Consider the following 26,645-nt stretch of genomic DNA (forward strand, 5'->3'; position numbering starts at 1 on the left):
GCACAGCCACCGCACCCGTACCGCTCCGCACCGGAGCCGTACCGCCCTGCACCGGAACCGTACCGCACCGCAACCACGGGCCTCACATCTTCACCCTCCTGCGTTGCTCGCTACGCTGTGCTACTCGTCCACCGTCAGAGGCACGCTCTGCCGAGCCTGCACTCGCTTCGCTCGCGCAGACACCGGCAGACGAACCGCGTCCGCCGACCAATCACGCCGTCGGCGCGAAGACGCCAGCACGCGCCGGGGCGAAAAAACGAGGCCAGCGCGACGAGTTCGAACACACTGTCAACCGTAGAGGTCACCCGGTTGATAACGGGAAGCCGGAAGCTGACTCCGACCTAGCCACACCCCCTGAATCGGCCTCGTAGACCTCTCTTCGCTTGAATATTTTCGTCTGCCGAAAAGTTAAGTAGCTGGGACAGCGAGGTGAAAGTGATGGCAGACGACCCCGAGGAGGGGATGCTCTCGTGGGACGAGTCCGTGTTCCGGGACGAACACGTCTTCGAAATCGACTACGTTCCAGAGACCTTCGCCCACCGTGAGAGCGAGATGCGGAGCCTGAAGTACGCGCTCCGCCCTGCCGCGCGGGGTTCTCGCCCCCTGAACGTCATCGCCCGCGGCCCGCCGGGGACCGGCAAGACCACGGCGGTCCAGAAGGTGTTCGGGGAGTTGGGTGCCCAGACCGACGTGCGGACCGTCCGCGTCAACTGTCAGGTCGACTCGACGCGCTACTCGGTGTTCTCCCGCGTCTTCGAGGGTATCTTCGAGTACGAACCGCCGTCGTCGGGCATCTCGTTCAAGAAGCTCTTCCGCCAGATCACCGAGAAACTGGTCGAAGAGGACGAGGTGCTCGTCGTCGCGCTGGACGACGTGAACTACCTCTTCTACGAGGGCGAGGCCTCCGACACGCTCTACTCGCTCCTCCGGGCGCACGAGGCCCACTCCGGCGCGAAGATCGGCGTCATCGTGGTCTCCTCGGACCTGAACTTGGACGTAATCGAGGACCTCGACGGCCGCGTCCAGAGTGTCTTCCGGCCCGAGGAGGTCTACTTCCCCGTCTACGACCGCGAGGAAATCGCGGACATCCTCCAGGAGCGCGTGGACCGCGGATTCCACGAGGGAGTCATCTCGACCGAAGTCCTCGACGAGGTGGCCGAGCTCACGGCCGAGAGCGGCGACCTCCGGGTCGGTATCGACCTACTCCGGCGCGCGGGCCTCAACGCCGAGATGCGCGCCAGTCGGACCGTCAACACCGAGGACGTAGAGGCGGCCTACGAGAAGTCGAAGTACGTCCACCTCAGCCATAGTTTGCAGGCGCTCTCGGACAGCGAAATCGAACTGCTCGAAGTCATCGCCCAGCACGACGGCGAGCGCGCTGGCGACGTCTACGACGCCTTCCACGACCAGACCGGCCTGGGCTACACGCGCTACTCCGAGATAATCAACAAACTCGACCAACTCGACATCATCGACGCGACTTACACCAACGTCGAGGGCCGCGGGCGCTCGCGGCAACTCTCCTTGCGGTACGAACCCGAGGCCGTGCTGAATCGGCTAGAAGGGAGCTAGGCCGGAGCTTCGGCCCGACTCAGACTCGCTGGCCGAGGACCTGCGTCAACTCCGAGAGCGTCCCGCTGGTCTCGAAGTTGGAGACGACGGTCTCTCCGCCCTCAGAGACGTTGGCGAGCGATAGGTCGAAGCGAGCGTTCTGGACTGCCTCGCTCGTGTTGGCGACGGTGACGCCCGAGTCGGCCGCGGCCGACCGAATCGCCGAGAGACTCAGCGACCCCTCGCTGGCCAACTCGCGGAGTTGCGAGGCGAACTCGACGTGGGCCGCGGGTATCGTCTCCGGCGGCCGGAGGGTCGTCGTCATCTCCTCGAAGTCGAACGACCGGCCCGAGACGGTCGCGCTCCCGCCGGGCGAACTGATGGCGACCGCCGCGTCTTCGCGCTGCATCACCACGTCGTTGGCGGTGAACTCGGCGTCGCCGCGCTGGATGGTCAGTCGACTCCACTCCGAGGGTCCGAGTGCGGCGGCCTCCGACAGCGACGCGCCGTCCTGCACCAGTTCCTGACTCCCCTCCGGAACGACACTATCGACGGTTCCGGTGGCCGTTATCTGGTCGGCCACGAGTTGGCCGTCGGCTTCCACCGACTCGACGAACAGGCGAACCGGCGCGTCCGGACTCACGTCCGCTTCCGCGAGCGCGGTCAGGAGCGGCGATAGCGACTCGTTTCCGACGGACTCCACCATCCCCGAGCGAACGGCGGCGTAGGTCTCGGCGTCCACGTCGTCGGCGGCCACGTACGCCTGCCCGATCGACAGCGAGCGACTCGCGTCTTCCATCGACCAGTCGCTCACCTGGAATCGCATGGTGCCCTCTTCGAACGCGAAGGTGGCTTGGCCGATGGAGGCGGTGACGCTGCCGAGATTCACGGACACGTCTTCTACCTGTAACGGTTCGGTCTCTTGTGCGGATGCGTCGGCCGCCACGCCCGTGACCCCTCCGAGCGAGAACGCCGCGGTTGCGAGCATCGCGCCGAATTGACGCCGTTTCATGTCTCTCACGCCGGAGTGCTATTCCGGTCACTAAAATAAATTAGCTATACTGTTTGAACCGTTCGGCGGAATAAGCCGCTTTTTCCGCGTCGATAATCCGCGTGACTCTAGACCACGCTCCGGTCTCGACGATTTTCGGGAATGCTGGCGCACTCGGTCGATAACCGGCTGTTACAGTAAGCCGTCTGTCGTTAGGCAGGCCGTGAGTTGCTCCGGCACGCGACGTGACTCGTCGAACGTGACCGAAACGCGAGTCGGCGCTCCTTGGTTCGGGACGCTCGGTCGTTCGCGGTCTCAGTCGTCGGACGCCGATTCGCCTTCTATCGGGTCGTCCCGGCGCTCGCCGGTCTGGAGGACGAAGGTGCGCTCGGGCGGCGGTGCGGCCCGGAGTTCGACGGTCTTGGCGAGGTAGTAGTACTTCCGATTACCGCGCTCGTAGTAGGCGACCAGACCCGCGTCCTCCATCTTCGAGAGGTGGTGGACCGCGCTTTTACCGTCCATGCCGACTGTCTCGGCGAGTTGAGTGACGTACTGGGGTTCGCGCGAGAGTTCTCGGATAATCTCGATGCGCGCTTTGCTCCCGAGGAGTTCGATGAGCGACACGATAGGGCGAGTACGACCTCTCGAACAAAAAGCGAACGGGCGGTCTCACGGTCGCGTAGCCGGGTCATATTAGACGCGTCGAACCGTACACCGACGACATGGGGGACCGGGTCAACTTGCCCGACGACAGAGACAGACAACGAACCACCGTGACCGACGGCTTCTTCGAGCGCGAAATTCACCTCTCTCGACAGGCCACCGCCACGTTCCTCCGGGACCTGGCCGACCAGATCGAGAACGACACCAGCCTCACGCTCTCCTCGCAGGAGTGGGAGATTCCCTTCGAGTACCGCGAACCCGTCGAGGTCGAAGTCGAGTTCGCTGGCGGGCGCGAGGCCGAGCTGGAGGTCGAGTTCGAGTTCACGGAACCCCGCGGCGGTGACGAACTCAGCGTGGAGTGACGGCGAAGCGTTCGGACGAGTCCGACAGACCCGTCCAGTTCGGTCGGTAGCTACGCCGAAGAAGAATTCGAGGCAGTCGACTACGGTGTTCGAGACAGTCAGTTACGAGTGTTCGTCGCAATCGAGTAGCTACTTCCTGGGCCCCGGAGTCCCGCTCCGCCCCGCACCGCAACCGCGGGCCTCACGCCTCCCCTCCTGCGTTGCTCGCGCGCGCCGAGGTGATGATATAAACTGGTTCTGAGGCGACGTTTCACTCGTACCGGAGGGCGTCGATGGGGTCGGTCTTCGCGGCGCTCCACGCCGGGTAGAGGCCCGCGACGACGCCGACGAGGATACCCACGACGACCGCGATGGCGAACCACTCGAAGGGCAGGACGAGGCTCAGGCCGATGTACTGGGCGGCCGCGTAAGCCCCGCCGATTCCGGCCGGGATGCCCAGAATCGCGCCGAAGGCTCCGAGCAGGACCGCCTCCAGCAGGAACAACTGAAGCACGTCGCGGTTCTGTGCGCCGACGGCTTTCATGATGCCGATTTCCTTGGTGCGCTCGGTGACCGAGACCAACATGATGTTGGCGATGCCGATGGACCCGACGACGAGCGAGATGACCGCGATGCCGGTCACGAAGTTGGTGAGGGTGTTCAGCAGTTCCTTGAGTTGGTCCACGAGGTCCTGGTCGGTCTCGACCGAGAAGGCGTAACTCTCGGGGACGAGTCGGGCCGCGTCCGACCGATTCGTGAGATACGCCTCCACCTCGGTCTTGGCGTCGGGCACCGCGGCGAAGTCCTCGGCCACGACCGTGACGGTCGGGTAGACGCGTTGGCTCTCGCCGGTCGTCGGACTCTCGATGGTCGTCCGATAGAACGGGTCGGTCGGGACGAAGACGAGGGGTTCGGACCCACCGCCGAGTCCCTCGAAGGCCCCGCCGGACGCCGAGGCGTTGAGCAGGCCGACGACCTCGGCTTCGACCGACTCCCCGGACGCGAGTCGGAGCGTGACGTTCCCGCCGACCGAGAGCGCCGGGTCGAACAACTGGGCGGCCTGCTCGTTCAGTACGACCTCACGCCGGCCCTCCCGGAAGGACCGACCCGTCGAGAACTCGCCCGACTCGAAGTTGGACGGCGAGGTGGCGACGACCTGTCGCTGGGCGACCGTCTCGCCGCCCGCCGAGATGGCCGCGGTGGGTACCACCCCCCGCGGAACGACCGACTCGACCCCCGAGAGATTCCGGAGTCGGTCCAAGTCGTGAGTCGTGAACACCGGTTGCGCGCCCGCGCCCGGCCCGCCGTTCTCGCCCTCGGGTCCGGCCCAGACGTAGACGTTAGGCGTACGGTCGGCACCGACCTGTCCGAGTACGTCGGCCCGGAGGCTGGCTCCGAGCGTGACGAACGTGATGACGGCCGCGACGCCGATGACGACTCCGAGCGTCGTCAGCGCCGAGCGAAGTTTGTGGCCCCAGATAGAGCGCAGGCTGAGGCGCAGGCTCTCTGCGAACTCCATCAGGGTAGGTCGGTCTCGACGCGCCGCGGCGACTCTATCTCCTCTATCTTCTCGACGGTGCCGTCGAGGACGTGAATCACGCGCTGGGCGTGTTCCGCGATGGGACGCTCGTGGGTCACCATCAGAATCGTGTTGCCCTCGTCGTGGAGTCGCTGGAACAGGCCCATGATCTGCTCGCCCGTCTCCTGGTCGAGATTACCAGTCGGCTCGTCGGCCAGGATGATGGCGGGGTCGGCCGCCAGCGCGCGGGCGATGGCGACTCGCTGGCGCTGGCCGCCCGAGAGTTCGTTCGGCCGGTGGTCGCCGCGGTCACCGAGGCCGACCTGCGAGAGAAGGTCTTCGGCGCGGTCGATGCGCTCGCTCTTGCTCACTCCCTGAAAGACCAGCGGGAGCGCGACGTTCTCGGCCGCGGTGAGTTTCGGCATGAGGTTGAACGTCTGGAAGACGAATCCGATCTCCTCGCCGCGGGCCGTCGTGCGCTCGCGCTGGGAGATGGACGACACCTCGCGGCCGTTGACCCACACCTCGCCCTCGGTGGGCGTGTCGAGGCAACCGATGAGGTTCAGCAGCGTACTCTTTCCGGAACCGCTCGGACCCATCACCGCGGTGTACGATCCTCGCGGGATGGAGAGGTCTACCCCGTCGAGGGCGTGGACGGGTTCGCCGAGGTAGTAGGTCTTCCGCACGTCTCGGAGTGCCACGGCCTCGTCCTCCTTCGAATCTCCCTGTCCGGTCCCCGCGTCGGACTCGGTGTCCGAGTCGCTGGCAGCCATTGTCTCGAGTGATACGGGAGCGAGTGGCAAAACACTAGCGCCCGTTCCGGGGGAAACGTCCCGTTGCCGTCGTTCGACCAGACTTTTCACGCCGGAAATCCGAAGTAGCGGTATGAAGACGACCGACGGAAGCGAGGCCGAAAAGCGAGCGGCGGGCGAGAGCGCGGCCGAGGCGGTCGAAGACGGCACGGTGGTCGGTCTCGGCACCGGTTCGACCGCGGCCCACGCGATTCGGGCAATCGGTCGGAAGGTCGATAGCGGTCTCGACGTACGCGGGATTCCGACCTCGTTCCAGTCGCGGGAACTCGCCAGAGAGGCCGCGATTCCCCTCACGAGTCTGGACGAAGCGGACGCGGTCCACCTCGCCATCGACGGGGCCGACCAGTTCTCCGGCCCGCATCTGGTGAAGGGCGGCGGCGCGGCCCACGCCCGAGAGAAGATAGTGGACGCGGCCGCGAACCGCCTGCTCGTGGTCGCCGACCCGAGCAAGGCCGTGGGACAACTCGACCACTCGATTCCGGTCGAGGTCCTGCCGGACGCCAGGACGACCGTGGCCGACGACGTGCGGGCGCTGGGCGGGTCGCCCACCCTCCGGTCGGCCGAGCGCAAGGACGGTCCCGTCGTGACCGACAACGGCAACCTCGTGCTAGATTGCGACTTCGGCGACATCGCCAACCCCGCGCAACTCGCCGTCGACCTCTCCGAACTTCCCGGTGCGGTCGAACACGGCCTCTTCGTCGGGATGGCCGACGAAATCCACGTCGGTACCGACGACGGAGTTACCGTCGAGCGATTCTGAACTCCGCAGAAATCCCGGTCGCGTGACCGCGACCGGGCGGGGCTTTCTAAACTAATACTGTTTCTACCGGTTCTGCAGTGTGTAGCGAGTGGGCGGTGACTCTCGAAAGACGCTCACCCTCACTCCGATTTTCCCGACTCCGACGTCTACCGGGCCGACGATACCGAACGGAAACGTGAACATCGTCTAAACAAATACGTGGTAGTCTCAAACATAGCTATAAAATGCTATATCGCCGCGGAGAGAACGAGCCACCGGCTACGTCGGTGAGTACGCGATAAAAGGAACGGAATGGTTCTCAGTTTAAAGGTCGCGGGGCTGGACGGTCTTTCGGTCGTTGGCCTCGGCGCGGCGGGCCGCCTCGTCGAGGAGTTCGTCGACGCGCTCGTCGAGGGCGTCGTAGAAGTCCGACGCCACGTTCTTGTTGTCCAGTGCGTCCTTGACAGCGGCTTTGACGATGAGGTCTGCCATACGACCCTTTCTTTCCTGCCACCCCTAATAAAGCTTCCCAAATTTATGCACGAACGGGCCCGTGTCGGTCAGTTCCCGGTTATCTATCATGGGTGCCAAAAAGTATAAATACAAGGCGGTTGTGTAGCCGCCGCTCGACGGGGTCGGTGGATAGGAGTACGTAGAGCGCCCAGAGTCGGACATGCGTGAACTACTCGAAGCGGTCGCCGCCGGAGACGTGAGTCCGACGGAGGCCGAGGCTCGACTCGCGGGGTACGCGACCGGTGACGCTGGACGGTTCGATGCGGCCAGAGAGACCCGGAGAGGCGTTCCCGAGGCGATTCTGGGCGACGGCAAGACGCCCGAGGAGGTGGCGTCGCTGGCCGACACCGCGGTCGAGACCACCGGCCGTGCCATCGTCACCCGCACCGACGACGACCAGCGCCGCGCCGTCCGCCAGCGACTGGCCGACGACCATCCCGACGCCGAGGTGTCGGTCCACGACCGGGCGCGCGTCGTCGTCGCCCGCGCCGCGGGGTTCGAGCCGCCGGACCTCGACGCGACCGTCGGCGTCGTCACGGCCGGAACGAGCGACGCGGTTCCGGCGGGCGAGGCCGCGGTCCTCGCGGAGGAGATGGGCGCGACCGTTGAGCGAATCAAGGACGTGGGAGTCGCGGCGCTGACCCGCATCGTAGACCAACTCGACAGTCTCCGAGACGCCGACGTGCTGGTCGTCGCCGCGGGACGAGAGGGCGCGCTCCCGACCGTGGTCGCTGGACTCGTGAACACTCCGGTCATCGGTCTGCCGGTCTCGACCGGCTACGGCTACGGCGGGGAGGGCGAGGCCGCGCTGGCCGGGATGCTCCAGTCCTGCTCGGTGCTGTCGGTCGTGAACGTGGACGCGGGGTTCGTCGCGGGCGCACAGGCGGGACTCGTCGCCAGGGCCATCGACGGCGGGACGAACGACGGAAGTCCGTCCGAGTAGAGCCGACCGAACCCGTCTTTCCGAGACGCGAGGGTCGGTTCCGACTGGCGGAGTTCGTCGGGACCTCCGTCGCGCTGGTCCGATTATCGAAAACGTTCTTTGCGTTTCCAAAAAAGAGACTCACAACCGGGAAGCATTTTTGGTGTTGTAGAACAAAGATTTGGACACTGGCAGTGACCCTGCCAGATGAAACCCAATGCCAAAGTGTGACCACTGCGGCGCGCACGTCTCCGAACGATTCGCACGAGTATTCGCCGACGAAGACGGCCGCGTCCACGCATGCGTGTCGTGTTCGGCGAACGCCGGAATCGCGGAAGTCGCGCGCCAACGCGCCAGAGAGGCACGAGTATAGCCCGCCGAACGCGCGGGAACCAAAAAGATAAGAACCACCACGCGAAGCCTGTAAGGCGTGTCGGTCCACTGGGTCTACATTATCGAGTGCGACGACGGCAGTTTGTACACGGGCTACACCACCGACGTAGAGCGGCGCGTCCGCGAACACGACCGCGGCGAGGGCGCGAAGTACACCCGGGGCCGGACGCCGGTCGAACTCGTCTACACCGAGCAGTTCGAGTCGAAGTCGGCGGCGATGTCCCGCGAGTACGAACTCAAGCAACTGTCGCGGGCCGAGAAAGAGCGGTTGGTCGAAGGCGGCGAAGCGTAAGTCACTCCGTCGTGACGGCTATTCCGTTCGCTTCGGCGGGTCACCCTCCGGGACCGACGTCGGAAGGCCGACGAGTTCCGCACTGCGCTCCCAGAGCCGGGTCCGCAACTCCTCGTCCGTCGCGGCCGCGGCGGGCGAGACCTGCTCGCGCCGGTCGAAGTACGCCCCGGACGCGTCGGACACCTCGTCGCTGGCCGCCAGATAGACCAGCGCGTCGGCCGCTCCTTCGACGCTCTCGAAGGGTCCGACGGGCGCGACGCTGGCGACCAGTGCCGCCGCGCTCGTGAACAGTCGCGAGAACCCCGTCGCGTTCCGGACGAGTCGAGTGTTCGGAATCCACCCGGGGTGAAAGCAGTTCGCGGTCACGCCGGACCCGGCGAGTCGGTCGGCCAGTTCGACGGTGAACAGTACGTTCGCCAGTTTCGAGTCGGCGTAGGCGTCGAGTCCGTCGAACTCCTCGCCGCGGACGACCGCGCCGAGGTCCGACAGCGACCCGTTCTCGTGGAGCGCGCTCGTCGTAGTGACCACTCGCGCGGGCGCGCTCGCTCGCAACCGCGATGCGAGGAGATTCGTGAGCAGAAACGGCGCGAGGTGGTTGACGGCGAACGTGAGTTCGACGCCGTCCTCCGTCGTCCGTCGTTCGCTCTGTGAGGTTCCGGCGTTGTTCACCAGCACGTCGAGGCGGTCGAAGTCGGCCCGAACCTCGCGGGCCAGTCCCCGCACCACGTCGAAGTCCGCGAAATCGGCCCGGTAGAACTCGCCGTCGCTCTCGGGGTGTGCCGCCCGCACTCCTCTCAGGACCTCCTCGCCGGCTTCGCGGTCCCGACCCGTGACGAGGACGGTCGCACCGCGTTCGGCCAGTCGTCGGGCGGCCTCGCGGCCGATACCGCTCGTTCCGCCGGTGAGGAGAACGACCCGGTTCACGCTCAGTCGTCCGCGTCGGCGTCGGCCTGCTGGCCGTCTGCTTCGGCGGTCTGTCCCTCGTCCACTCCGGCGTCCGGCGCGGTCACGTCGGGAGTGATGAAGGCGTACTCGACGGCCTGTTGGCCGAGCGTTCGGACGCGCTCCTCGATGTCCTCGTCCACGAACTCGCCGTCCTCGATTTTGTTCCGGGCGTTCCGAATGCCGACCTGATGTGGCAGGACCCACGCGTGGACGCCGCGGGCGGTCACGCGCATGTGGTCGAGCGTGCTGGCGAACGACCCGCCGCCAGCGGCCGTCAGCAGGCCGACCGTGGTGTCCTCGTACTCGTCGAACTTGCAGTAGTCGTGGACGTTGCGGAACGCTGCCGAGTACGACCCGTGGTAGACCGGACTCCCCCAGATTACCGAGTCGGCCGCCCGAATCTTGCGCTTGAGTTCGGTCGCTTCCGGCGGTTCGTCCTCGTCGGGGTCGAAGACGGGTAGGTCGTACTCGCGGACGTCGAGCAGTTCGGTCTCGGCACCGTGCTCCTCGGCCGCGGCGAGGACGTGCTTCAGGGCCGCACGGGTGTAACTTCCGTCGCGCATACTTCCGGCGAGTGCGACGACGACGGGGGTTCGACTCATCTCGACCGAAGGTAGAGGCTCGAAAAGGAAAACAGTTTCCGGAACCTAATTCCTGTAAAAATACGGAGGGGTGAACGACGAACGTTCGGTGCCGAAACGCCCGGTACCGAGACACTCAGCGTCGCTTCGTCGTCACCGGCACGTCGCCCTTCGGCTGGAGCGTGACCGACGCAGAGAGTTCGAGGTCGCCGTACTCCCGCTCTATCGTCCAATCGCGCGCCATCGTCGCCAACACGAGTTGGGCCTCTGTCGTGGCGAACTGCTGGCCGATGCATCGCCGCGGCCCGCCGCCGAACGGAAAGTAGGCGTACTCGGGTCGGTCGCGGTCGTCTTCGAGGAATCGCTCGGGCCGGAACTCGTCGGGATCGTCCCAAAATCTGTCGTCGCGGTGGAGCACCCACGTCGGCAGGACGAGCAGGGAGCCTTCGGGAATCTCGTACCCGCCGATTCGGACGTCTTCGACGGGTTCGCGCCGAATTTCATGGGCGGGCGGGTAGAGACGCATCGCCTCCTTCACGACTGCCTCGACGTACTTGAACTCGAACACGTCCTCGATAGTCGGCCGGTCGTCCACGACTTCGGCGAGTTCCTCGTGGAGGCGGGCCTCGACGCGGGGACTGCGCGAAAGCAGGTCCCAGACGTACGTCAGAGTGAGGGCGGTCGTCTCGTGGCCCGCGAACAGGAAGGTGAGCATCTCGTCTCGAATCTGTTCGTCGCTCATCTCCGCGTCCGAATCGAGCAACATCACCAGCAGGTCGTCGCGGTCGGTGTCGGAACTCCGGCGGTCGTCGAGGATGTCGTAGACCTGGGCTTCGAGGTGGTCGAGCGCGGCGTCGGCCTGCCGGAGGAAGGGGACCGGTGCCCAGTCGGGCGCGAAGAAGGTTATCGGCTGGTTTCGGGGCTTCAGGGGTTCCTGCATGGCCTCGACCGCGTCGTAGATGCCCCGCGCTTCGAGGTCGATAGCCTCGCCGAACATCGCCTCGACCAGAATCTGGAGCGTCGTGCGCATCATCTCCGAGCGCAGGTTCACCGTCCCGCCGTCGCGCCAGCGGTCGGTGGTGTCCTCGGTTCGCGAGACCATTACGTCGGCGTACCGCCGGATGTGACTCACGTAGAACGCCGGTTGAATGGCCTCGCGCTGTCGCTCCCACAACTCCCCGTCGCTGGTGACGAGACCGTCGCCGAGGAACTCCTCGAGTTGCTCGTTGCCGCCGCTGTGCTTCGGGAAGTTCTCGCGGTCCTCCAGCACGCGCTTCACGTCGCCGGGGTCGGTCAGCATGTAGGCGTCCCAGCCGAGTATCTCGTAGTTGACGACCCGGCCGTACCTCTCGGCGCAACGCTCCCGGAAGTCGCAGGGGTCGCGCGCCCACTGGTGAGTGTTACCCAACAGTGGCAGGCCGCGCGGTCCCGGCGGAGTCTGTGCCGTCGTCACGTCTAGACGTAGGGGACAGTCGGCCCTGACTCTACTGCCGCGAATACACGGTTTCTTTATAAGGGGACGTCCACGACCGCTTCGCCGCTACGGGACCGACGGAACAGTCACCAGAAACGAACGTTCGACGTCGGCCGACCGCTTCGTGTGAGACGACCACGCGGTGGTTTTTTCGGCAGGGGTAGCGACGTTGGAGACATGGAGACGCCGATTTCGTTCGGAACCGACGGCTGGCGAGCGACGCTAGACGAGTTCACCGCACCTCGCGTCCGGATGGTCGGGCAGGCGGTCGTCGACTACCTCCGCGAGGTCGAGGGCCGCGAGGAGGGAACCGTCGCGGTCGGCTACGACGCCCGCGAGACCTCGCGCGGATTCGCCGAGGAACTCTGCCGAGTGCTGGCGGCCAACGGCTTCGACGCCCTGATTCCGCCGCGGGACTGCCCGACGCCGCTGGCGGTCTGGACCATCGCGGACCGGGACCTCGCTGGCGCGCTGGTCGTGTCGGCCAGTCACAACCCGCCGAACTACAACGGCGTGAAGTTCTTCCCCCACGACGCCGCGCCCGCCCTGCCCGAAGTCACCGACGAGATTATGGCTCGCGTCGCCGAACCGCGCGCGCTTCCCGACGACGAGCAGGGAAGCGTCCGCGAGGAGGACTTCCTCGAACCCTACGCGGAACACGCCTTCGACCTGCTCGGACTCGACGCCGAGGGGTCGGCCGAGTCGAATCTCGACGGACTCGAAGTCGTCTACGACGCGATGCACGGGTCGGGCCGCGGCTTCACCGACGAACTCCTCGAACGCGCCGGCGCCACGGTCCACCGTCGCCGATGCGAGCGGGACGCCGAGTTCGGCGGGACGAATCCGGAACCCAGTGCCGAGAACCTGCGAGGCCTGGTCGAGGAGGTACGCGAGAAGGACGCCGACCTCGGCATCGCCAACGACGGCGATTCGGACCGAATCGCCGTCGTCACGCCCGAACGGGGCTTCTTGGACGAGAACCTCTTCTTCGCCGCGACGTACGACTACCTGCTCGAAACCGATTCGGGTCCTGCCGTCCGGACCGTCTCGACCACCTTCCTCGTGGACCGGGTGGCCGAGTCCCACGGCGAAGACGTCGTGGAGACCGCGGTCGGCTACAAGTGGGTCGCCGAGGCCATGAAGGACCACGACGCCCTCATCGGCGGCGAGGAATCGGGCGGGTTCTCGATTCGGGGTCACGTCCGCGAGAAGGACGGCGTGCTGATGGCCCTGCTCGCCGGAGCGGTCGAGGCCGACCGGTCCTACGACGAGCGCGTGGACGACCTCCTCTCGGAGTTCGGTGAGATTCACCAGAGCAAGGTCAGCGTGGACTGTCCCGACGACCGGAAGCAGGAGGTGCTGTCGGCCCTCGAAGCCGAACTCCCCGACGAAGTGGCGGGCGAGCGCGTCGAGGGGGTCAACGACACCGACGGGTTCAAGATTCTGCTCGAAGACGGGTCGTGGCTGCTGGTCCGACCGAGCGGGACCGAACCGAAGATGCGGATCTATGCCGAGGCCGCGAGCGAGGGGCGCGTCGAGGCGCTGTTGGACGCGGGCCGCGAACTGGTGGAACCGCTGGTCTAACACCTCTCGATGCGAAAGTAGGTCCGACCCTCTCACGTCTGTTTGGACGTTCGTAGATCGTCGAGCGGAAATCGAAACGCGGTACCTACTCCGTCTCCCCGAAGTCCAGCATCCCGCCGGGATTCGCGTAGTAGAGGTAGGCCAGTCCGAGTCCGAGCGCCACGGCCACGAGTCCGAGCAGGTCGCTGACTCCGACCGCGAATCCGTCCGAGAGCGTGACGTAGGCCATCACGAGCGCGAATCCGGTCCAGATGACGGCGACCCGTCGGCGTCGTTGCTCGTCCATGTCGGTGAGAGAGACGTCGGGGCAGTTGGCTCTGTTGGACTCGTCGGAGTCTCGGTGAGTCGTCGCCGTCGCGTCAGTCCTCGGTCGCGTCGTAGCACCCGCGAAGTCGGTCGTCGTCGCCCTCGACCCGCGATATCTCGAAGCCGAGCGACTCGTAGAAGGGCCGCACGCTCGGGTCGAATTCGGCCGTCAGCGGGGCGTGGCGCTCGGTCGCGGCGCGGACCAGCGCGGACCCGACCCCTTGCCCGCGGCGCGCGCGCCGGACCGCCACGGCATCGACGTGGCCGCCGCGCTCGCGGGGAGCGAGGACGAGCGCGCCCAGAATCGGCGCGTCGTCGCTGGTCCCGCCATCGTCACCGACCCCGCCTCCCTCGCTCGCCACCAGCACGTCCCCGGCGTCGATGCGCTCGCCGAGGTCGTCCCGAACTCGGAGCATCGCGGCGTCGAGGACCCGCCGCACGTCGAGTCGGTCGTCTGCGGTGGCCTCGCGGACGGTGACGCTCATGGTCGCCCGTCAGTCTCGCTCGTCGGCGAGCATCCGGTCTATCATCGCCAGCACGTCGTCCACCGAGGGCCGGTCGCCCGGGCTATCGCCGCGGTGGACGGCGAACAGTCGGAGCTCGCCGTGGCGGGCGTCCAGCACCGCGACCTCCGGCAGTCGACCCACGAGGTCGAGGCGTTCGCCGAGTTTGCCCAATCGCGTGGGCTGGCCGTACTGCTCGGCGACCTGCTTGTCCTCGTCGGCCACCAGCGGGAAGGGCAAGTGGTACTTCTTCTGCCACTTCTCGGCCTTCTCCTCCGACTCCGGCAGGACCGAGACGACGGTGGCGTCCCGGTCGCGGAACTCGCCGTAGCGGTCGGCGACCGCTTGGACCTGTTGGCGCGATTTGCGGCAGTAGTAGTCGCGCTGGAAGAACAGGACGAGCGCGTCGGTTCCGGAGTCGTCGGCGAGCGCCGACAGCGCGAGGGGGTCCGGTCCGGCCCCGGCGTTGGGCAACTCGAAGTCGAGGTCCGAGACGCCCAACGACTTTCGCTCGCGGTCCAACTGCGTCAGGGGACCGGCCTCGGTCTCGTCCTCCGGGCCATTCCCGCCCTTGATGAGTCGCAGGACTTTCACGTGGTCGGTCTCGACCGGTTGGTCCTCCGGCACGGGACGGCCGTCTACCATCACCGAGACCTCGTGGGGACTGAGGTCCACCTCGGCCAGCAGGTCGGCGTAGGTCGCGTCCTCGATTTCGAAGTCGCGGCTCCCCTCGCCGACGACTTCGACGGTCACGTTCATTGCCCGTATTTTCGGGCCGTGGGCCGTAAGCGTGTCGGGGGCGCTCCGCTCCCGACGACCTCGCGCGGTTGGCGCGGCGCGTGTGCGCCGCGCCGGGGTCTCGAACTTCATCTGGAGAAACTTATAAATTTCCTATACCTGACAATATACTTCCTTTAGATAAATATATAATGCCCAAACGCTCCTGGACATTTACCCGGCCCAAAACTGAAAATTAAGTTACAGCATCCGATTCCAGTAGCATCTGCTACAGAAATATTATTAAGATTACACTTTTGGGGCCGTGGTCCCTATCTACACGTGAGGAGACACCGATGAAACTGAACACCCGAATCCGACGGGACGGACCTGCCGACCGGACCCGGCGCGGGCGCATCGTCTCGGGAATCACGCGCTTCACGCTCCCGGTCGCTACCCTGTTGGCGCTCGTGGCGTCGGCACTGCTGACCGGCGCGGCGTTCGCCGCCGTCGCAGAACTCGCCCCGGCGACGGTTCCGACCCTGCTCGCTGGCTGGGCCGCCGCCGTCGGCCTGGCGTTCGCGCTCCCGCTGGTCGTCGTCCGTGGGATGGTCGCGTTGCTCGAACGAATCGAGTAGCGAAACCTTACGCCGGACGGCGAACGGCGAAACCGTGAGGAAAGCCCAACTCTTCTCCTCTCGACCTATCGCCGCACGTCGAAAACCGTTAACACGAATGGCATCTCAGAGTCGTGTGGGGGGTATCATGTGCCACAGACGCGGTGACTGGTCACGAACGTCCGACAGAGCCAGCGAGTCCGACGACGAGCGCGAACGCGACGAGACCCCGGGATGGACCGCGCGCGCCGCGGACCGACTCGCCACGTTCCTCTCGGTCGGTAACAGCCACGCCGACGGCGAGACGCCCGAACGCCCGGTGAGCGAGACCACGCCGACCGGGGAAACGACCGATAGCGAGGCCGACGAGACCGAAGACGAGCGCGAGGAACCGATTCCGGCCGACGACTAGCGAGATTTCTTTTCGGCAGCTCGGTCGCCCCGTATCGCAGCGGTCGGGAAAGTCGCGTCGGTCTCGGAAGCCCCTGCTACGAGTCGTCATCGGCGGTAAGAGAAAGTCGTCGTGATTTCGTTTTAGTAAGCCCCGCCGGTCGCGTTCCCTGGCCGATAGGGGTCGCCGAGACGACCACACTCTTCGGGCGCGACCGGGCGGCCCTTTTCAGTCCACCCGGACAGTCTGCTGTGTCGCCGAGTGCCTTCCGGTGGTTCGTGACACCGAGCGCGTACCGTGGCGGATGCGGCATCGAGTGGGACAGTTCCGACCACGGGAGCGACTAGAGGGGTTTTTCGTTCCGGCGCACCGAGTGCGAGTCGTGCGCGAGTACCCCTTCGAGTTGGCGCTGTGCGCGCACCTCGAAGCCCACGAAGAGACCGTCGTTGCCCGTCAAATCGGCGGCGGGGTTCACGCGCCCGCCAATCGCGTCCTCGACGTGGTGCTGGTCGAACCCGGCCCCGAGTTCGAGGCCCGCGCGAATCTGACGCCCGAGACCGTCCCCGACGCGGCCATCGAGAGCGACGTGGGCGTCGGGCGGGCCAGCGACCCCCGCGAAGCCATCGACGCCCGACCCGAGCGCGCCCACCGAATCGCCGAGCAGGCGGTCGAAGTCGGCTTCTTCGAGCGCGCGGTCGGCGGCGGCGTCCGGCAGGCCGCGCGCTACCCCGACGACTGGTTCGGACGCCTCGTCGCCGTCGAGAACAAGCCCGACCTCGGCGACCCCGGCGACCTACAGACCCAACTCCGGAAAGACGCCAGTCTCGCCCTCGTGGACGAGGTGGTCCTCGCCACCGAGAGCTACGTGACCGGCGCGCATCTCAACCGGATTCCCGAACCAGTCGGCGTCTGGCGGTTCGACCCCGAGACGGGCGACCGGGAGGTGGTCCGGGAGGCCGACCGCCTGCCGAGCGACGAGGCGGGCGTCGAACTCCTCGACGAACACCCGCTCCGGACCGACGTGGCGGTCGCCTCGGCCGAGGCGAAGGCCCGTCGGCGCAGGCGGATGGCCGAGCGCGCCTACGGCAAAGGCTGGCGGCCCGACGAGTTTCCGGCCTGCGCCGAAATCGAGGCGGTCGCCCGCGAGGGGAGCCACGGTCTGCCCTTCTGTCACTGGAAAGGCCGGGTGGTCGACCCCGCGCGCTGTGGGCCGGACTGCCCGGGCCACGACCCCGCTGACGCGCCCGAGGTGGACGCCGAGGAGGTCCGGGACGGCCGGACGCCGTGGGTCGCGGACCCCGAGGGGAAAGCGAGGCGGCAGTCGGGACTGGACAAGTTCGGGTAAGCGATCACCCGACCGGCGTCTCGTCGTCCACCGCCTCCAGCAAGTCGAGTCTCGCCAGCAACTCCCGGGTCGGCCGACCCTGTTCGTCCCACCCGCGGCGGTCGTAGTAGGTCGAGAGCAGGTCGTCGAACTCCTCGCGGTCGATCGCCTCGCCCGCCTGCGGGCCGCTTTCGAGCGGGTCGGTCAGTTTCGCGGGGAGTTCGTCGTCGGCCCGGCCGAACCCCTCTCGGACGTTGAACAGGCGCGTCAGCGTCCAGATTCGCTCGCCTGCGGTCCGGAGTTCGTCGGGCGAGTAGTCGAGACCGACCGCCGAGAGCCACTCCGCGCCCAGGTCCTCGAAGGTCTCGCCAGCGAAATCGTCCGCGACGAGACTCCAGAGCAGGGAGCGAGCGTCCTGCTCGGCGACGACGGCCTCGACTCGGCGCTCGCGGCTCCACGACTCGGTGGCGAACACCTCCTCGACCACGGGTCTGGCACGCCGGTGGCAGGCACCCCGGTCGCTGGTCGCGTAGGCCAGCGCCATCGACGCGGAGCCTCGGGGGTCGTAGGTCGGTAGTTCCATCGCCTTGACGGTCGGCACGAGGTCGGCCCCGCCGTAGCGGTCGGCCGCGGCGTCCACGCCTCGCGCCAGCAAGTCCCCGAGTTCGGTCTCCCTGCGGGCGATTTCCTGAAGGAGGTCGCGGGCGGCCGCGTCGTCGCCGAACGAGAGGCCCCGGTCGATGACGCCCTCCTCGCTGGCCCGGATGGCCCACGCCACGGCGTTGCCTGCGCTGATGACGTCGATGCCGAGGCGGTCGCACGTCTCGCCGAGGGCGGCCACCGCGTCGAAGTCGGCGATGGCGAGACCCGACCCGAGCGAGATGGCGGTCGCGCCTCGCGGGACGGTTTCGCGGGCGTCGTCCGCCTCTCTCGTCGTCTCCACGCGGAATCCGCCGGGAGTCGGCCCCTCGCGCTCGCGTGCGACCGCGGCGCGCCGGACCGCCTCGATACCGACCGCGCTGGCACCCTCGAACGAACCGTCCTGCCAACCTCTGGTCGGGAGGACGCCCACCTCGTCGGCGAAGTCCACGGTCTCGACGGTCTCGCTCGCGGCCTGCCAGCGGCCGGTGTCGCCGTCGGCGTACCGGGCCTCGTACTTGGCCCGGAGGTCCGCGAGTGCGTCGGGCGGGTCGATCGGTTCACCGTCGGCCACGACCGCCTTCAGGTTCTTCGACCCCATGACGGCCCCGGCACCGCCGCGGCCCGCCTGATGGTCGCCGCCGTCTGAGGCGACGGTGGCGTATCGGACCTCGCGCTCGCCCGCGGGACCGACGCAGGCGACGGGAGCGTCGAACGCCTCGCAGGTCGCCGCGGCGTCGCTTCCCCACAGGTCGCCCGCCGGTTCGAGGGTCGCCGGTTCGGGAGTCGCCGATTCGAGTCCGGCGTCGCCGTCTCCGATTCGGAGGATGGTCGGTTCGTCGGCCGCACCTTCCACGAGGACCGCGAGGTGGCCGCCGTGTTCGTCGCTCGGCCCGCCCGCCAGGGCTCCGACGAGCGCCGCGGGAAAGTCGCCGCCAGCGTAGGAGTCGAGGAACGTCCCCGTCAGCGGCGACTTGGTGACCGCGGCGTATCGCTGTTCGCCGGGAGTCGCTCCCGAGAGCGGGCCGAGTGCGAACAGCAGGACGTTCTCCGGCCCCAACGGGTCGGTTCCCGGGGCCAGTTCGTCGTAGAGATACCGGGCCGCGAGTCCCTTTCCGCCGACGTATCGGCGTCGCCACGCCTCGGGAACCGGTTCGCTCTCGACGCGCCCGTCGGTCAGGTCCACTCGGAGCAGGCGGTCCGGCGGTTCGTACCCCGATTCCATTCAGCGACGATACGGTACGCTCGGTGGTAACAGTTCGGGTAGGAACGGCCCCGTCTCGTCGGTGTACGCACCCTCCCGAAGACGCGTCGGTCCAGAAACTATTTGTCCGAACCCGAAGCAATGGTTCTGTAATGAAGTCCTCCAATCGCGCCGTGCGCAGACCGACTCGCGTCCGTCACTCGATGGTACATGGCCTCGAAAACTGAGTCGTCCGTCTCGACTGCGAACGCCCGCGAGACGCTGACCCGTTTCGCCTCCCGCACGCAGTTACTCGTCGTCGGGGTCACGCTGGTCGCGCTGGTCGCCCGCTTCGTGAATCTCGGAACCCGAGTCGCCCACCAGGACGAGGCTCGGGTGGCCTACTGGGCGCTCCGGTTCATGGAAACCGGCGTCCACGAGTACCGCCCCATCGTCCACGGCCCGTTTCTGACCATCGTGGACGGCCACCTGTTCGGCGCGTTCGGCGCGTCGGACTTCACGATGCGGTTCGTCGTCGCGCTTCTGAGCGGTCTGTTCCCGCTGTCGGCGCTCCTGTTCCGCGAGCGACTTCGGGACTCCGAGACGGTGGCGATGGCGCTCCTGCTGGCGTTCAACCCTATCCTGCTCTACTACTCGCGGTTCTACCGCAACGACGTGCTGCTCGCCGGGTTCATGCTGGTCGCGTTCGGCTTCTTCGTCCGAGCCTACGACGACCGGCGACCGGCCTACCTCTACGCCGGAACCGCGGTCTTCGCGCTCGCGTTCACGACCAAGGAGAACGCGCTGGTGTATCCGGTCTGTTGGGCCGGTGCCACCGTCCTGCTCTGGGACCACCGCCTGTTCGTCGAGCGAGCGGGCGAACGTGGCCTGTTCTCGGTGGTCTGGGAGCGCGTCAAGCGAACCGCGCTTGGCGTCTGGAACTGGTGGCCCCACTTCGCGCTGGCCGTCTTCGAGTTCTTCGCCATCGTCGTCTTCTTCTACGCACCGCGCAAACCCGACCGGCTTTCGGGCGTCGACTCGCCGGGTCTGTACGAGGCGCTCGGAAGCCCGCTCCTCCTCCCGACGGTCGTCAACGAGGCGGTGTTCGGGTCGTGGGACAAGTTCGTCGGCCAGTGGGGAAGCGGCAATCAAGAGTCGTACCTCTCGGCGCTGAAGGCGCTCTGGCCCGTGATGCAGGAAGGTGCAATCGTCCTGCTCGCGTTCGCCGTCCTCGGCTTCGTGGTGGACCGCTACACGGGCGAGCGACCACGAGACGCCGTGTCGTTCGCGGCGTACTGGGGCTTCGCCAGCGTCCTCGGCTACCCCGTCATCGTGTCCAACCCCTTCCCGTGGGAGACGATTCACGTAATCGTGCCGCTGGTCGTCCCCGCCGCGGTCGGTCTCGCGCTAATCGCTCGCCTCGGGGTCGAGAGCGCCACTGACGGCGACGCGCTCTCCGCGACGGCGGCCGCGTTGGTCCTGCTGGTCGTCGTCGGGCAGGTCGGTGCGACCGCAGTCGGCACCTCCTATCTCGACTCCCAGAGCGAGGACAACGAACTCGTCCAGTACGCCCAGTCGTCGAGCGAGATGAAACCGGTCCTCCACGAGGTCCGTGACGTCGCCGAATCGAACGACGGAATCGACGTGATGTACTACGGCGACGACCCCGACTTCGACGGCGACAACTTCCACGCGCCCAACCCCAGTTCGCACGACGTACCGCCCGCGGGCGACGGCTGGTTCGCTCGCCTGCCGTTCGCGTGGTACATGGAACTGTACGGTGCGGAGACCGATAGCGTCAAGCAGGCCGAACTGCTGGAGGGCGACGACAAGCCGCCGGTCGTCATCGCGCTCGCCGACGCCAGTTCCTGCTCGAAGGAGTACGACAGCGCCGACGACATCGACCAGTACATGGAGGGCTACGACCGCCACGAGGTCCAGCGTTATCTCCACGACAGCGGGTGCGTCATCAGCACGACGGTCGTCTACGTCGACCGAAACGCGACGCGAGGGTAATCGCTCGCCTCCGGTTTTCGGCTATCTGGAGTGTGACGCCGACGAATCGGGCGAGTCGGCTCGCCTTCGCGGGGCTTCGACGCGCTTAAGCACCTTTGGCGTCAAAACTCCGGGGAATGAGCGACGCGGCATTGGACGTCGTCGAGTTCCTGCTCACCGCGAGCCTCTACAACGACAACCGAGAGCTAGACGAGAATGACCTACCTCCGCGCTACCGGCAGGTCTTCTGGCCCGACGGCACGACCGAATCGACAGACCGTGACAGACCCGGCAGTGACGACTCCCCGCTCGGCATCGAGCGCCCGATTCGACCCACTATCGAGACCACGCGCCGAGCGACCGGGGTCGAGAACCCGTGGAGTGCCATCTCCGAGTTGATGTTCAGCGACCGCGACGAGTTCTCCGGTTCGCTCGAACTCACCCAACGAGATATGGCCGAGGAGTGGTTTCTCGACCGCGGCGAGGAGCGCGTCCTCCACAACCCCGTGCTGGCTTACGCCTTCGCCGAGGAGGTGGACGGTGTGGACTACGAGGCCGCCCGCGACGCCAACCGTCCGGTGCAGGCCGACCGAGCGTGGATAGACGGCCTGCTCTCCCAGTACTTCGCCGACGAGGACGAAGAGGAGATGCTCGACCTCGTGGACATCCGCGCGCCCGAGGAGATAGAGACCACGCTGGACGACCTCGTACTGACCGAGGACCAGGAGGCCGAGATTCACAAGATAGTCAAGGCCATCGAACACCGGGAGTATCTGGCCCAGATCGGCCTCCGCGAGATCGGAAAACTCTTGTTCGTCGGACCGCCCGGCACGGGCAAGACCTCGACCGCGCGGGCGCTGGCCTACGACCTCGACCTCCCGTTCGTGGAGGTCAAACTCTCGATGATTACGAGCCAGTATCTCGGCGAGACCGCCAAGAACGTCGAGAAGGTGTTCGAGGTGGCCAAGCGACTCTCGCCCTGTATCCTGTTCATGGACGAGTTCGACTTCGTGGCCAAGACCCGCGCGAGCGACGAGCACGCCGCCATCAAGCGCGCGGTCAACACCCTCCTGAAGTCCATCGACAACATCAGCCTGATTCAGGACGACGTACTCCTCATCGGTGCGACCAACCACCCCGACCAACTCGACGCCGCGGCGTGGCGGCGCTTCGACGAGATCGTCAACTTCCCCAAGCCCGACGCGGGGATGCGTTCGGACATCCTCCGACTCATCACCCGGCCGATGGACATCGTGGACTTCGACCCCGACGAGTTGGCCGACGAGACCGAGGGGCTGACCGGGAGCGACCTCCGGATGGTCCTCCGCGAAGCGGTGCTGGACGCCCTGACGGAGGAGCGAACCGCGCTCACCCAGGAGGACTTCGTGGACGCGATAAAGGACTTCGAGGAGCGCGACAACCTCAAGGATCTCGACATGATAGAGGGCGACCACGACGCGCTGGTGGCCGGTGGCGACATCTCGGGGTCCGGCGACGCGAGCGCCGACGGCGGCCACTCTCACGACCACTGACCTCCTTCGCCGTGCTTCCTCGTCCTTCCTACGCCCGTTCGCGCCGAGACGGAAATCTGTAATCCACGTAGTCGTAACTGACTGCCTCGCAGCGTCCTAGACATACCAAAACAATGTCTAAGAACATATTTACAATCCTCAAAGATGGTTGTACCCACCTTAACCGTGGCGCTTCTCGTCGCGAGACTCCGTTAGCAAAAGCGTGGACGACTCCACGCAAGCCCGTTCTCACTCCGAGGAAGCGAGGTGGTGGCTACGAATCGCCGCAAACGCTGCGACGATTCTCACCTGCATCCTCGCGACGGCCACAGCCTTCGGTTGCTGTGAACTACCCCTCTTGGGGTCGGATGAGGGCTGGCGACCAGGCTCGTAACCTTCAGTCTCGCGGTTCGGTCCCTGTCCCGGAGAACTTTGTACCCCAAGCGACTACCTCCGGCAAATGCAGGTCACGTTGCTCGGGACCGGAGACACGACCGGCACGCCCACGCCAGATTGCGACTGTGACACCTGTCGGGAGGCCAGAGACCGCGGCGTCGAACGCTCCAGGTTCTCGGTCCACGTCCGGAACGAGCGCACCGACGAGGCGCTCCTGATAGACGCCAGTCCCGACTTCCGCCACCAGTTTCTGACCCAGGAGGTCGGTCTCCCCGACGAGGCCGTCATCACCCACGTTCACTTCGACCACCTCGACGGACTGGGCAACGCCTACCGACTGTTCGACGACCTGCCGGTCCACGCCGCGAACGAGGTGGACCCCCTGACCGACGAGAGCGTGGCCGGGACCATCCGGAGCAAGTACGACTACCTCGACAGGGTGACGGTCCACGACCACGCGCCGCTCGAACCCTTCGAGACCTGCGGGTTCGAGGTGACGCTGGTGCCGGTCGTCCACCCGCCGATGCTCTGTTACGGCGTCGCGGTCGAGGACCCCGAAACCGGCGCGAAACTCGCGCTGACCGGTGACACCAACTACGACGTGCCCGACGAGAGTCGCGCGGTGCTGGCCGACGCCGACCTCCTGCTCGCCGAGGCGCTGGTGCCCGCACACCTCTGCGAACACCACCCGCTCGGCGGCGACCACCACGACGAGAACGGTGTCCCCCAAACGTTCGGCACCAAGCACATGACCCGCGAGGGCGCACTGGCGCTGGCCGACGACCTCGACGCGGCCGAAACGCGACTCGTCCACGTCTCGCACTTCTACCCGGCCGAGGAGGCCTTCGAGGAACCGCTGGCGCTGGACGGCGAGCAGTACCGACTCTAGCCCGTCGAGTTTCGCGCTCCGGCGTCTTCGGTCTCCTCGCCGTAGAACGCCCGCCTTGCGTCCGTCAGGCCGCGAGCCTCGCGAAGCGTTGCGTGACAGGCCGCGAGATCGCCATCGTCGGCGTGTAGTCCGGCGCTGTCGGTGATTTCGTGCAATCCTGTCGCGTTCTCGTCGCGCATGGTCGGACCTGCGCTCTCCTCTACGTGGGTCAGGCGCGCGGCGTCGTACGGCAACCACGGTGCGTAGAACTCCCACACGAGCGTTCCCTCGGGGATCACTTCCGCGACGCGCTCGTTTTTGGTGTCGGTGACGAGGGTGTTCCCGCTCGGGAGGCGGTCGGCGTCTCGCGGCCAGTCGAGCGTCTGCTCCGAGCGTCCACGTTTGACTCCAATTCGTGCCCTCCTTGGCGTACTCCACGATCCGGTCGTTGTGGCTGTCGGCGACCAGAATCGTGGGGTCCCGTTTCGGCTTTCGAGGTAGTCGGGGTTGTGCTGTCGGTTCAGAACGTCGTAGTCGTCGCTGCCGAGGCGCATCTCGATCTCCTTCGTGGAGCGATTCACGAGGAGGGCCTGGTCGAAGTTCCGCGGGGAAACGAGGTACCGGCCCGGCGCGATTTCGTCCAGGTCGTTGACGTGAGTCCACGCTTTGGTGTAGTCCGCTCCCCGTTCTTTCTCGAAGTCGGTCTGCTCGTGGAATTGCCACTGCCAGACGATTTCGTCTCGCGTCCGATTGTAGACGAAAATCCGAGCGTCGTTCTCCCCGACCGTCTCGTTGTAGTTACGCATATTGGCGACCAGAATCTCGCTCCCGCCGTCGATGAGGTCGGCGTCGTGGGTGTCGGCGATGTCGAACTCGACCGACCGGACGGCCTCTTGGGTTCGGGGGTCGAACTCGTAGACGACCGTCTTCCCGCCTCGGACTGCCGCGGTGACGAAGACGTTTCCGTTGGCCATCGGGTCCACGTCGTAACTCCAGACCGCACCGAACCGCTCGGCGTTGTGATGCACCCACAGAATTTCGCCCGTCGGCCCGACTCCGACCAGCATCGCAGGTTGTTTACCGCTCTCGTTGTAGCCCTGTACGCTGAGGACAGTTACTCCGTCTGCCGGGCGCTCTACCGTTCCGACGCAAGGATTCTTGGCTACGGGTCCCGCGACGGCCCCGGTCGAGAGCCAGAGACAACACGCCAACGCGACCGCCAATCGAGAATTGCTCGAACTACCCCCATAGGACGTTCCCTCGACGCGCTCGTTCTTGTAGGTTTGCCGACCTACCGCCGCGTGAGCCCGAGTGCGACGAACAGGCCCGCGAGCGCCGCGAGGGGGCCGAAGCCGGGGACGCCGGTCGAACCTGCGGATTCGCCGTCCTCGTCGCCGGTTCCGCTCGCGTCGTTCTGGTCCGAATCGCTCTCGTCCGTCTCGTCGTCCATCGCGCCCTCCGAGGTCTGGCCGTCGTCGCTCGCGTCGGCGGGACTCTGCCCGTCGGCCCACCCGCTGACGTTCTGGAGTCGGTCGTGGCACTCGCTCAGTCGGGTCTGATTCTGGTGGAGGTCGCTGTCGCCGCTAAGTTCGTGGGTTCCGGTGGCGTTCAGGTCAGTCGCGGTCGGGCCGCCGTGTTCACCTGCGGGGATTCGGGCCGCGTCGTACACCAGCCACGGAGCGTAGAACTCCCAGACGACTTCGCCCTCGGGAGTCACTTCCATCACGCGGTGGTTGCTGGAGTCCGTGACGAGGGTGTTCCCGCTCGGGAGGCGGTCGGCGTCTCGGGGCCAACTCAGGTCGCCTTTCAGCGTCCACGTCCGGGTCCAGCCATCGCCGTCGGTCAGGTCGCCGTCGGGGTTGGCGTACTCCACGATGCGGTCGTTCTCGCTGTCGCCGACGATGAGCGTGGGCGTCCCGTTCTCGCTTTCGAGGTAGTCGGGGTTGTGCTGTTCGGCGAGGATGTCCGTCTCGCCGTCTTCGCCGAGTTTCATCTCGATGTCGTTCGTGGACCGGTTCACGACGATGGCCTGGTCGAAGTTCCGCGGCGAGGCGAGATATAGACCGTCGCCGATCTTGTCCACGTCGTTGACGTGGGTCCAGTCGTCGGTGTAGTTCTCTTCGAGATTCTCGCGGTCGTAGTGGTCGTCGAAGCGCCACTCCCACTCTATCTCCTCGGTCGTGCGGTTGTAGACGAAGATACGGTCGTCGTTACGTTCGGCAGTAGCGTTGTAGTTGCGCATATTCGCCAGCAGAATCTCCTCACCGTCGTTGATGAGGTCGGCGTCGTGGGTGTCGCCAAGGTCGAAGGTCTTCGACCAGACGCGCTCCTGAGTCTCGGGATTCAACTCGTAGACGAGCGTCTCGTGGCCCTTCACGGTGGCAGTGACGAAGAGGTTCCCGTTGTCCATGGGGTCGACGTCGTAGCCCCAGACCACGTCGTACTTCTCGCCGCTCTGGTGGACCCACCGTATCTCGCCGTTCGGGCCGACCCCGACGAGTTTGGCGGGACGTTTGCCGCCGTCCTCGCCGAACTTGAACCCCTGGACGCTGATGACGGTCGTCCCCCCGGCGGATGACTCTATCGTCCCCGCGCAGGGATTGGGGTGGCCGTCGGCCGCGTTCTGGGCGACTCCGACTGAACCGGTTCCGTTCGGGGCGATTTCGCTCGGACCGGTTCCGCCCGAGACGGCGACCACGGGAGTTATCATCGAAAGGCTACACAACAGCGCCAGCGCGGCGGCGAGTGGCCGCCGGGAGGGTACGTGCATGGATTCTGATATCGACATCGTTCGGTTTCTACTTACTGGTTGGCGTGCGCTCCGCGAGAGACCGACCGGAGGGCACGGCGATTCACGCCCGGTTGGTTGCATTTC

Annotated in this window: 27 protein-coding genes and 1 pseudogene; 13 read left to right on the forward strand and 15 right to left on the reverse strand. The window is 66.3% G+C overall.

The window, feature by feature from the left end; genetic code table 11:
• Positions 1–438: 438 nt before the first annotated feature.
• Positions 439–1,572 carry an ORC1-type DNA replication protein gene (locus tag E2484_RS05765; RefSeq protein WP_137284278.1) on the forward strand — a complete coding sequence of 378 codons (1,134 nt, stop codon included), beginning with the start codon at positions 439–441 and terminating at the stop codon, positions 1,570–1,572.
• A gap of 19 nt (positions 1,573–1,591) precedes the next feature.
• On the opposite strand, the gene E2484_RS05770 is transcribed toward E2484_RS05765, so the two are convergent.
• Both E2484_RS05770 and E2484_RS05775 read right to left on the reverse strand, forming a co-directional pair.
• Positions 1,592–2,563: a hypothetical protein gene (locus tag E2484_RS05770; RefSeq protein ID WP_137284279.1), complete on the reverse strand. Its 972-nt coding sequence runs from the start codon at positions 2,561–2,563 to the stop codon at positions 1,592–1,594.
• A 294-nt stretch (positions 2,564–2,857) separates the two neighbouring features.
• Positions 2,858–3,166, reverse strand: a complete 309-nt coding sequence (locus tag E2484_RS05775; RefSeq protein WP_137284280.1) for an ArsR/SmtB family transcription factor — start codon at positions 3,164–3,166, stop codon at positions 2,858–2,860.
• Between the two features lie 98 nt (positions 3,167–3,264).
• Between E2484_RS05775 and E2484_RS05780 the strand changes: the two genes are divergently transcribed.
• Positions 3,265–3,567 carry an amphi-Trp domain-containing protein gene (locus E2484_RS05780; protein WP_137284281.1) on the forward strand — a complete coding sequence of 101 codons (303 nt, stop codon included), beginning with the start codon at positions 3,265–3,267 and terminating at the stop codon, positions 3,565–3,567.
• A 250-nt stretch (positions 3,568–3,817) separates the two neighbouring features.
• Here E2484_RS05780 and E2484_RS05785 read toward each other — a convergent pair whose 3' ends face one another.
• Positions 3,818–5,065, reverse strand: coding sequence for an ABC transporter permease (locus tag E2484_RS05785; RefSeq protein ID WP_137284282.1), 1,248 nt, complete (start codon positions 5,063–5,065; stop codon positions 3,818–3,820).
• Complete coding sequence (locus tag E2484_RS05790; protein ID WP_137284283.1) at positions 5,065–5,838, reverse strand: ABC transporter ATP-binding protein; 774 nt, start codon at positions 5,836–5,838, stop codon at positions 5,065–5,067. The genes E2484_RS05785 and E2484_RS05790 overlap by 1 nt, the downstream gene beginning before the upstream one ends.
• Before the next feature lie 112 nt (positions 5,839–5,950).
• Between E2484_RS05790 and rpiA the strand changes: the two genes are divergently transcribed.
• Positions 5,951–6,637 (forward strand): ribose-5-phosphate isomerase RpiA, encoded by a 687-nt coding sequence (gene rpiA / locus E2484_RS05795; protein ID WP_137284284.1) that lies wholly within the window; start codon positions 5,951–5,953, stop codon positions 6,635–6,637.
• Positions 6,638–6,940: 303 nt separating this feature from the next.
• Here rpiA and E2484_RS05800 read toward each other — a convergent pair whose 3' ends face one another.
• On the reverse strand, positions 6,941–7,108 hold the full coding sequence (locus tag E2484_RS05800) for a DUF1931 family protein (protein ID WP_137284285.1): 168 nt from the start codon (positions 7,106–7,108) through the stop codon (positions 6,941–6,943).
• 181 nt (positions 7,109–7,289) lie between these two features.
• Between E2484_RS05800 and larB the strand changes: the two genes are divergently transcribed.
• The 3 genes from larB to E2484_RS05810 all read left to right on the forward strand — a co-directional run bounded on the left by larB (position 7,290) and on the right by E2484_RS05810 (position 8,736).
• Positions 7,290–8,072, forward strand: coding sequence for a nickel pincer cofactor biosynthesis protein LarB (larB, locus tag E2484_RS05805; protein ID WP_137284286.1), 783 nt, complete (start codon positions 7,290–7,292; stop codon positions 8,070–8,072).
• A 196-nt stretch (positions 8,073–8,268) separates the two neighbouring features.
• Positions 8,269–8,424, forward strand: coding sequence for a DUF7563 family protein (locus E2484_RS26265; protein ID WP_449272299.1), 156 nt, complete (start codon positions 8,269–8,271; stop codon positions 8,422–8,424).
• A gap of 57 nt (positions 8,425–8,481) precedes the next feature.
• The gene (locus E2484_RS05810) at positions 8,482–8,736 is read left to right on the forward strand and encodes a GIY-YIG nuclease family protein (protein ID WP_137284287.1); all 255 of its coding nucleotides are present in this window, start codon (positions 8,482–8,484) and stop codon (positions 8,734–8,736) included.
• Positions 8,737–8,754: 18 nt separating this feature from the next.
• Here E2484_RS05810 and E2484_RS05815 read toward each other — a convergent pair whose 3' ends face one another.
• The 3 genes from E2484_RS05815 to E2484_RS05825 all read right to left on the reverse strand — a co-directional run bounded on the left by E2484_RS05815 (position 8,755) and on the right by E2484_RS05825 (position 11,715).
• Entirely contained in the window at positions 8,755–9,660 is a 906-nt protein-coding gene (locus tag E2484_RS05815) for an SDR family oxidoreductase (protein WP_321111930.1), read from the reverse strand.
• 2 nt (positions 9,661–9,662) lie between these two features.
• On the reverse strand, positions 9,663–10,283 hold the full coding sequence (locus tag E2484_RS05820) for an NADPH-dependent FMN reductase (RefSeq protein ID WP_137284288.1): 621 nt from the start codon (positions 10,281–10,283) through the stop codon (positions 9,663–9,665).
• Between the two features lie 115 nt (positions 10,284–10,398).
• On the reverse strand, positions 10,399–11,715 hold the full coding sequence (locus tag E2484_RS05825) for a cytochrome P450 (RefSeq protein ID WP_137284289.1): 1,317 nt from the start codon (positions 11,713–11,715) through the stop codon (positions 10,399–10,401).
• 198 nt (positions 11,716–11,913) lie between these two features.
• Between E2484_RS05825 and E2484_RS05830 the strand changes: the two genes are divergently transcribed.
• A complete protein-coding gene (locus tag E2484_RS05830) occupies positions 11,914–13,320 on the forward strand; it encodes a phosphoglucomutase/phosphomannomutase family protein (RefSeq protein WP_137284290.1) in 1,407 nt (468 codons plus the stop codon).
• A gap of 85 nt (positions 13,321–13,405) precedes the next feature.
• On the opposite strand, the gene E2484_RS05835 is transcribed toward E2484_RS05830, so the two are convergent.
• The 4 genes and pseudogenes from E2484_RS05835 to samp2 form a co-directional block, all read right to left on the reverse strand.
• Complete coding sequence (locus tag E2484_RS05835; protein WP_137284291.1) at positions 13,406–13,606, reverse strand: hypothetical protein; 201 nt, start codon at positions 13,604–13,606, stop codon at positions 13,406–13,408.
• Between the two features lie 73 nt (positions 13,607–13,679).
• Positions 13,680–14,111, reverse strand: coding sequence for a GNAT family N-acetyltransferase (locus E2484_RS05840; protein ID WP_137284292.1), 432 nt, complete (start codon positions 14,109–14,111; stop codon positions 13,680–13,682).
• 9 nt (positions 14,112–14,120) lie between these two features.
• On the reverse strand, positions 14,121–14,651 hold the full coding sequence (locus E2484_RS05845; protein WP_321112433.1) for a peroxiredoxin family protein: 531 nt from the start codon (positions 14,649–14,651) through the stop codon (positions 14,121–14,123).
• Positions 14,652–14,693: 42 nt separating this feature from the next.
• Positions 14,694–14,888: pseudogene (gene samp2 / locus E2484_RS25390) on the reverse strand (ubiquitin-like small modifier protein SAMP2); the annotation flags it as partial.
• Between the two features lie 314 nt (positions 14,889–15,202).
• Here samp2 and E2484_RS05850 point away from each other — a divergent pair.
• From E2484_RS05850 to E2484_RS05860, 3 genes are all read left to right on the forward strand, one after another.
• Positions 15,203–15,484 (forward strand): hypothetical protein, encoded by a 282-nt coding sequence (locus E2484_RS05850; RefSeq protein ID WP_137284293.1) that lies wholly within the window; start codon positions 15,203–15,205, stop codon positions 15,482–15,484.
• Between the two features lie 115 nt (positions 15,485–15,599).
• A complete protein-coding gene (locus E2484_RS05855; RefSeq protein ID WP_137284294.1) occupies positions 15,600–15,875 on the forward strand; it encodes a hypothetical protein in 276 nt (91 codons plus the stop codon).
• Positions 15,876–16,236: 361 nt separating this feature from the next.
• The gene (locus tag E2484_RS05860) at positions 16,237–17,199 is read left to right on the forward strand and encodes a DUF5787 family protein (RefSeq protein ID WP_137284295.1); all 963 of its coding nucleotides are present in this window, start codon (positions 16,237–16,239) and stop codon (positions 17,197–17,199) included.
• A gap of 4 nt (positions 17,200–17,203) precedes the next feature.
• Here the strand turns inward: E2484_RS05860 and E2484_RS05865 are convergent, their stop codons facing one another.
• A complete protein-coding gene (locus tag E2484_RS05865) occupies positions 17,204–19,042 on the reverse strand; it encodes an aldehyde ferredoxin oxidoreductase family protein (RefSeq protein WP_137284296.1) in 1,839 nt (612 codons plus the stop codon).
• Positions 19,043–19,231: 189 nt separating this feature from the next.
• Here E2484_RS05865 and E2484_RS05870 point away from each other — a divergent pair, with 189 nt between their 5' ends.
• The 3 genes from E2484_RS05870 to E2484_RS05880 all read left to right on the forward strand — a co-directional run bounded on the left by E2484_RS05870 (position 19,232) and on the right by E2484_RS05880 (position 23,791).
• Positions 19,232–21,016 carry a flippase activity-associated protein Agl23 gene (locus E2484_RS05870; protein ID WP_137284297.1) on the forward strand — a complete coding sequence of 595 codons (1,785 nt, stop codon included), beginning with the start codon at positions 19,232–19,234 and terminating at the stop codon, positions 21,014–21,016.
• Between the two features lie 116 nt (positions 21,017–21,132).
• On the forward strand, positions 21,133–22,527 hold the full coding sequence (locus E2484_RS05875) for an ATP-binding protein (RefSeq protein WP_137284298.1): 1,395 nt from the start codon (positions 21,133–21,135) through the stop codon (positions 22,525–22,527).
• A 439-nt stretch (positions 22,528–22,966) separates the two neighbouring features.
• Positions 22,967–23,791, forward strand: coding sequence for an MBL fold metallo-hydrolase (locus tag E2484_RS05880; RefSeq protein WP_137284299.1), 825 nt, complete (start codon positions 22,967–22,969; stop codon positions 23,789–23,791).
• Here E2484_RS05880 and E2484_RS05885 read toward each other — a convergent pair.
• The gene (locus E2484_RS05885; protein ID WP_137284300.1) at positions 23,788–24,993 is read right to left on the reverse strand and encodes an aryl-sulfate sulfotransferase; all 1,206 of its coding nucleotides are present in this window, start codon (positions 24,991–24,993) and stop codon (positions 23,788–23,790) included. The genes E2484_RS05880 and E2484_RS05885 overlap by 4 nt on opposite strands.
• A gap of 68 nt (positions 24,994–25,061) precedes the next feature.
• Complete coding sequence (locus E2484_RS05890; protein WP_321111937.1) at positions 25,062–26,540, reverse strand: arylsulfotransferase family protein; 1,479 nt, start codon at positions 26,538–26,540, stop codon at positions 25,062–25,064.
• Between the last annotated feature and the right edge of the window lie 105 nt (positions 26,541–26,645).

Source organism: Halorussus salinisoli, assembly GCA_005239435.1.
Lineage (GTDB): Archaea > Halobacteriota > Halobacteria > Halobacteriales > Haladaptataceae > Halorussus > Halorussus salinisoli.

What these genes read in the sequence shown, in the direction of transcription:
- E2484_RS05875 (WP_137284298.1), top strand. Translation starts at nt 21,133, where the DNA reads ATGAGCGACGCGGCATTGGACGTCGTCGAGTTCCTGCTCACCGCGAGC.
- E2484_RS05840 (WP_137284292.1), bottom strand. Translation starts at nt 14,111, where the DNA reads ATGAGCGTCACCGTCCGCGAGGCCACCGCAGACGACCGACTCGACGTG.
- E2484_RS05820 (WP_137284288.1), bottom strand. Translation starts at nt 10,283, where the DNA reads ATGAGTCGAACCCCCGTCGTCGTCGCACTCGCCGGAAGTATGCGCGAC.
- E2484_RS05770 (WP_137284279.1), bottom strand. Translation starts at nt 2,563, where the DNA reads ATGAAACGGCGTCAATTCGGCGCGATGCTCGCAACCGCGGCGTTCTCG.
- E2484_RS05765 (WP_137284278.1), top strand. Translation starts at nt 439, where the DNA reads ATGGCAGACGACCCCGAGGAGGGGATGCTCTCGTGGGACGAGTCCGTG.
- E2484_RS05800 (WP_137284285.1), bottom strand. Translation starts at nt 7,108, where the DNA reads ATGGCAGACCTCATCGTCAAAGCCGCTGTCAAGGACGCACTGGACAAC.
- E2484_RS05870 (WP_137284297.1), top strand. Translation starts at nt 19,232, where the DNA reads ATGGCCTCGAAAACTGAGTCGTCCGTCTCGACTGCGAACGCCCGCGAG.
- E2484_RS05880 (WP_137284299.1), top strand. Translation starts at nt 22,967, where the DNA reads ATGCAGGTCACGTTGCTCGGGACCGGAGACACGACCGGCACGCCCACG.
- E2484_RS05780 (WP_137284281.1), top strand. Translation starts at nt 3,265, where the DNA reads ATGGGGGACCGGGTCAACTTGCCCGACGACAGAGACAGACAACGAACC.
- rpiA (WP_137284284.1), top strand. Translation starts at nt 5,951, where the DNA reads ATGAAGACGACCGACGGAAGCGAGGCCGAAAAGCGAGCGGCGGGCGAG.
- E2484_RS26265 (WP_449272299.1), top strand. Translation starts at nt 8,269, where the DNA reads ATGCCAAAGTGTGACCACTGCGGCGCGCACGTCTCCGAACGATTCGCA.
- E2484_RS05785 (WP_137284282.1), bottom strand. Translation starts at nt 5,065, where the DNA reads ATGGAGTTCGCAGAGAGCCTGCGCCTCAGCCTGCGCTCTATCTGGGGC.
- E2484_RS05850 (WP_137284293.1), top strand. Translation starts at nt 15,203, where the DNA reads ATGAAACTGAACACCCGAATCCGACGGGACGGACCTGCCGACCGGACC.
- E2484_RS05835 (WP_137284291.1), bottom strand. Translation starts at nt 13,606, where the DNA reads ATGGACGAGCAACGACGCCGACGGGTCGCCGTCATCTGGACCGGATTC.
- E2484_RS05830 (WP_137284290.1), top strand. Translation starts at nt 11,914, where the DNA reads ATGGAGACGCCGATTTCGTTCGGAACCGACGGCTGGCGAGCGACGCTA.
- E2484_RS05890 (WP_321111937.1), bottom strand. Translation starts at nt 26,540, where the DNA reads ATGCACGTACCCTCCCGGCGGCCACTCGCCGCCGCGCTGGCGCTGTTG.
- larB (WP_137284286.1), top strand. Translation starts at nt 7,290, where the DNA reads ATGCGTGAACTACTCGAAGCGGTCGCCGCCGGAGACGTGAGTCCGACG.
- E2484_RS05865 (WP_137284296.1), bottom strand. Translation starts at nt 19,042, where the DNA reads ATGGAATCGGGGTACGAACCGCCGGACCGCCTGCTCCGAGTGGACCTG.
- E2484_RS05790 (WP_137284283.1), bottom strand. Translation starts at nt 5,838, where the DNA reads ATGGCTGCCAGCGACTCGGACACCGAGTCCGACGCGGGGACCGGACAG.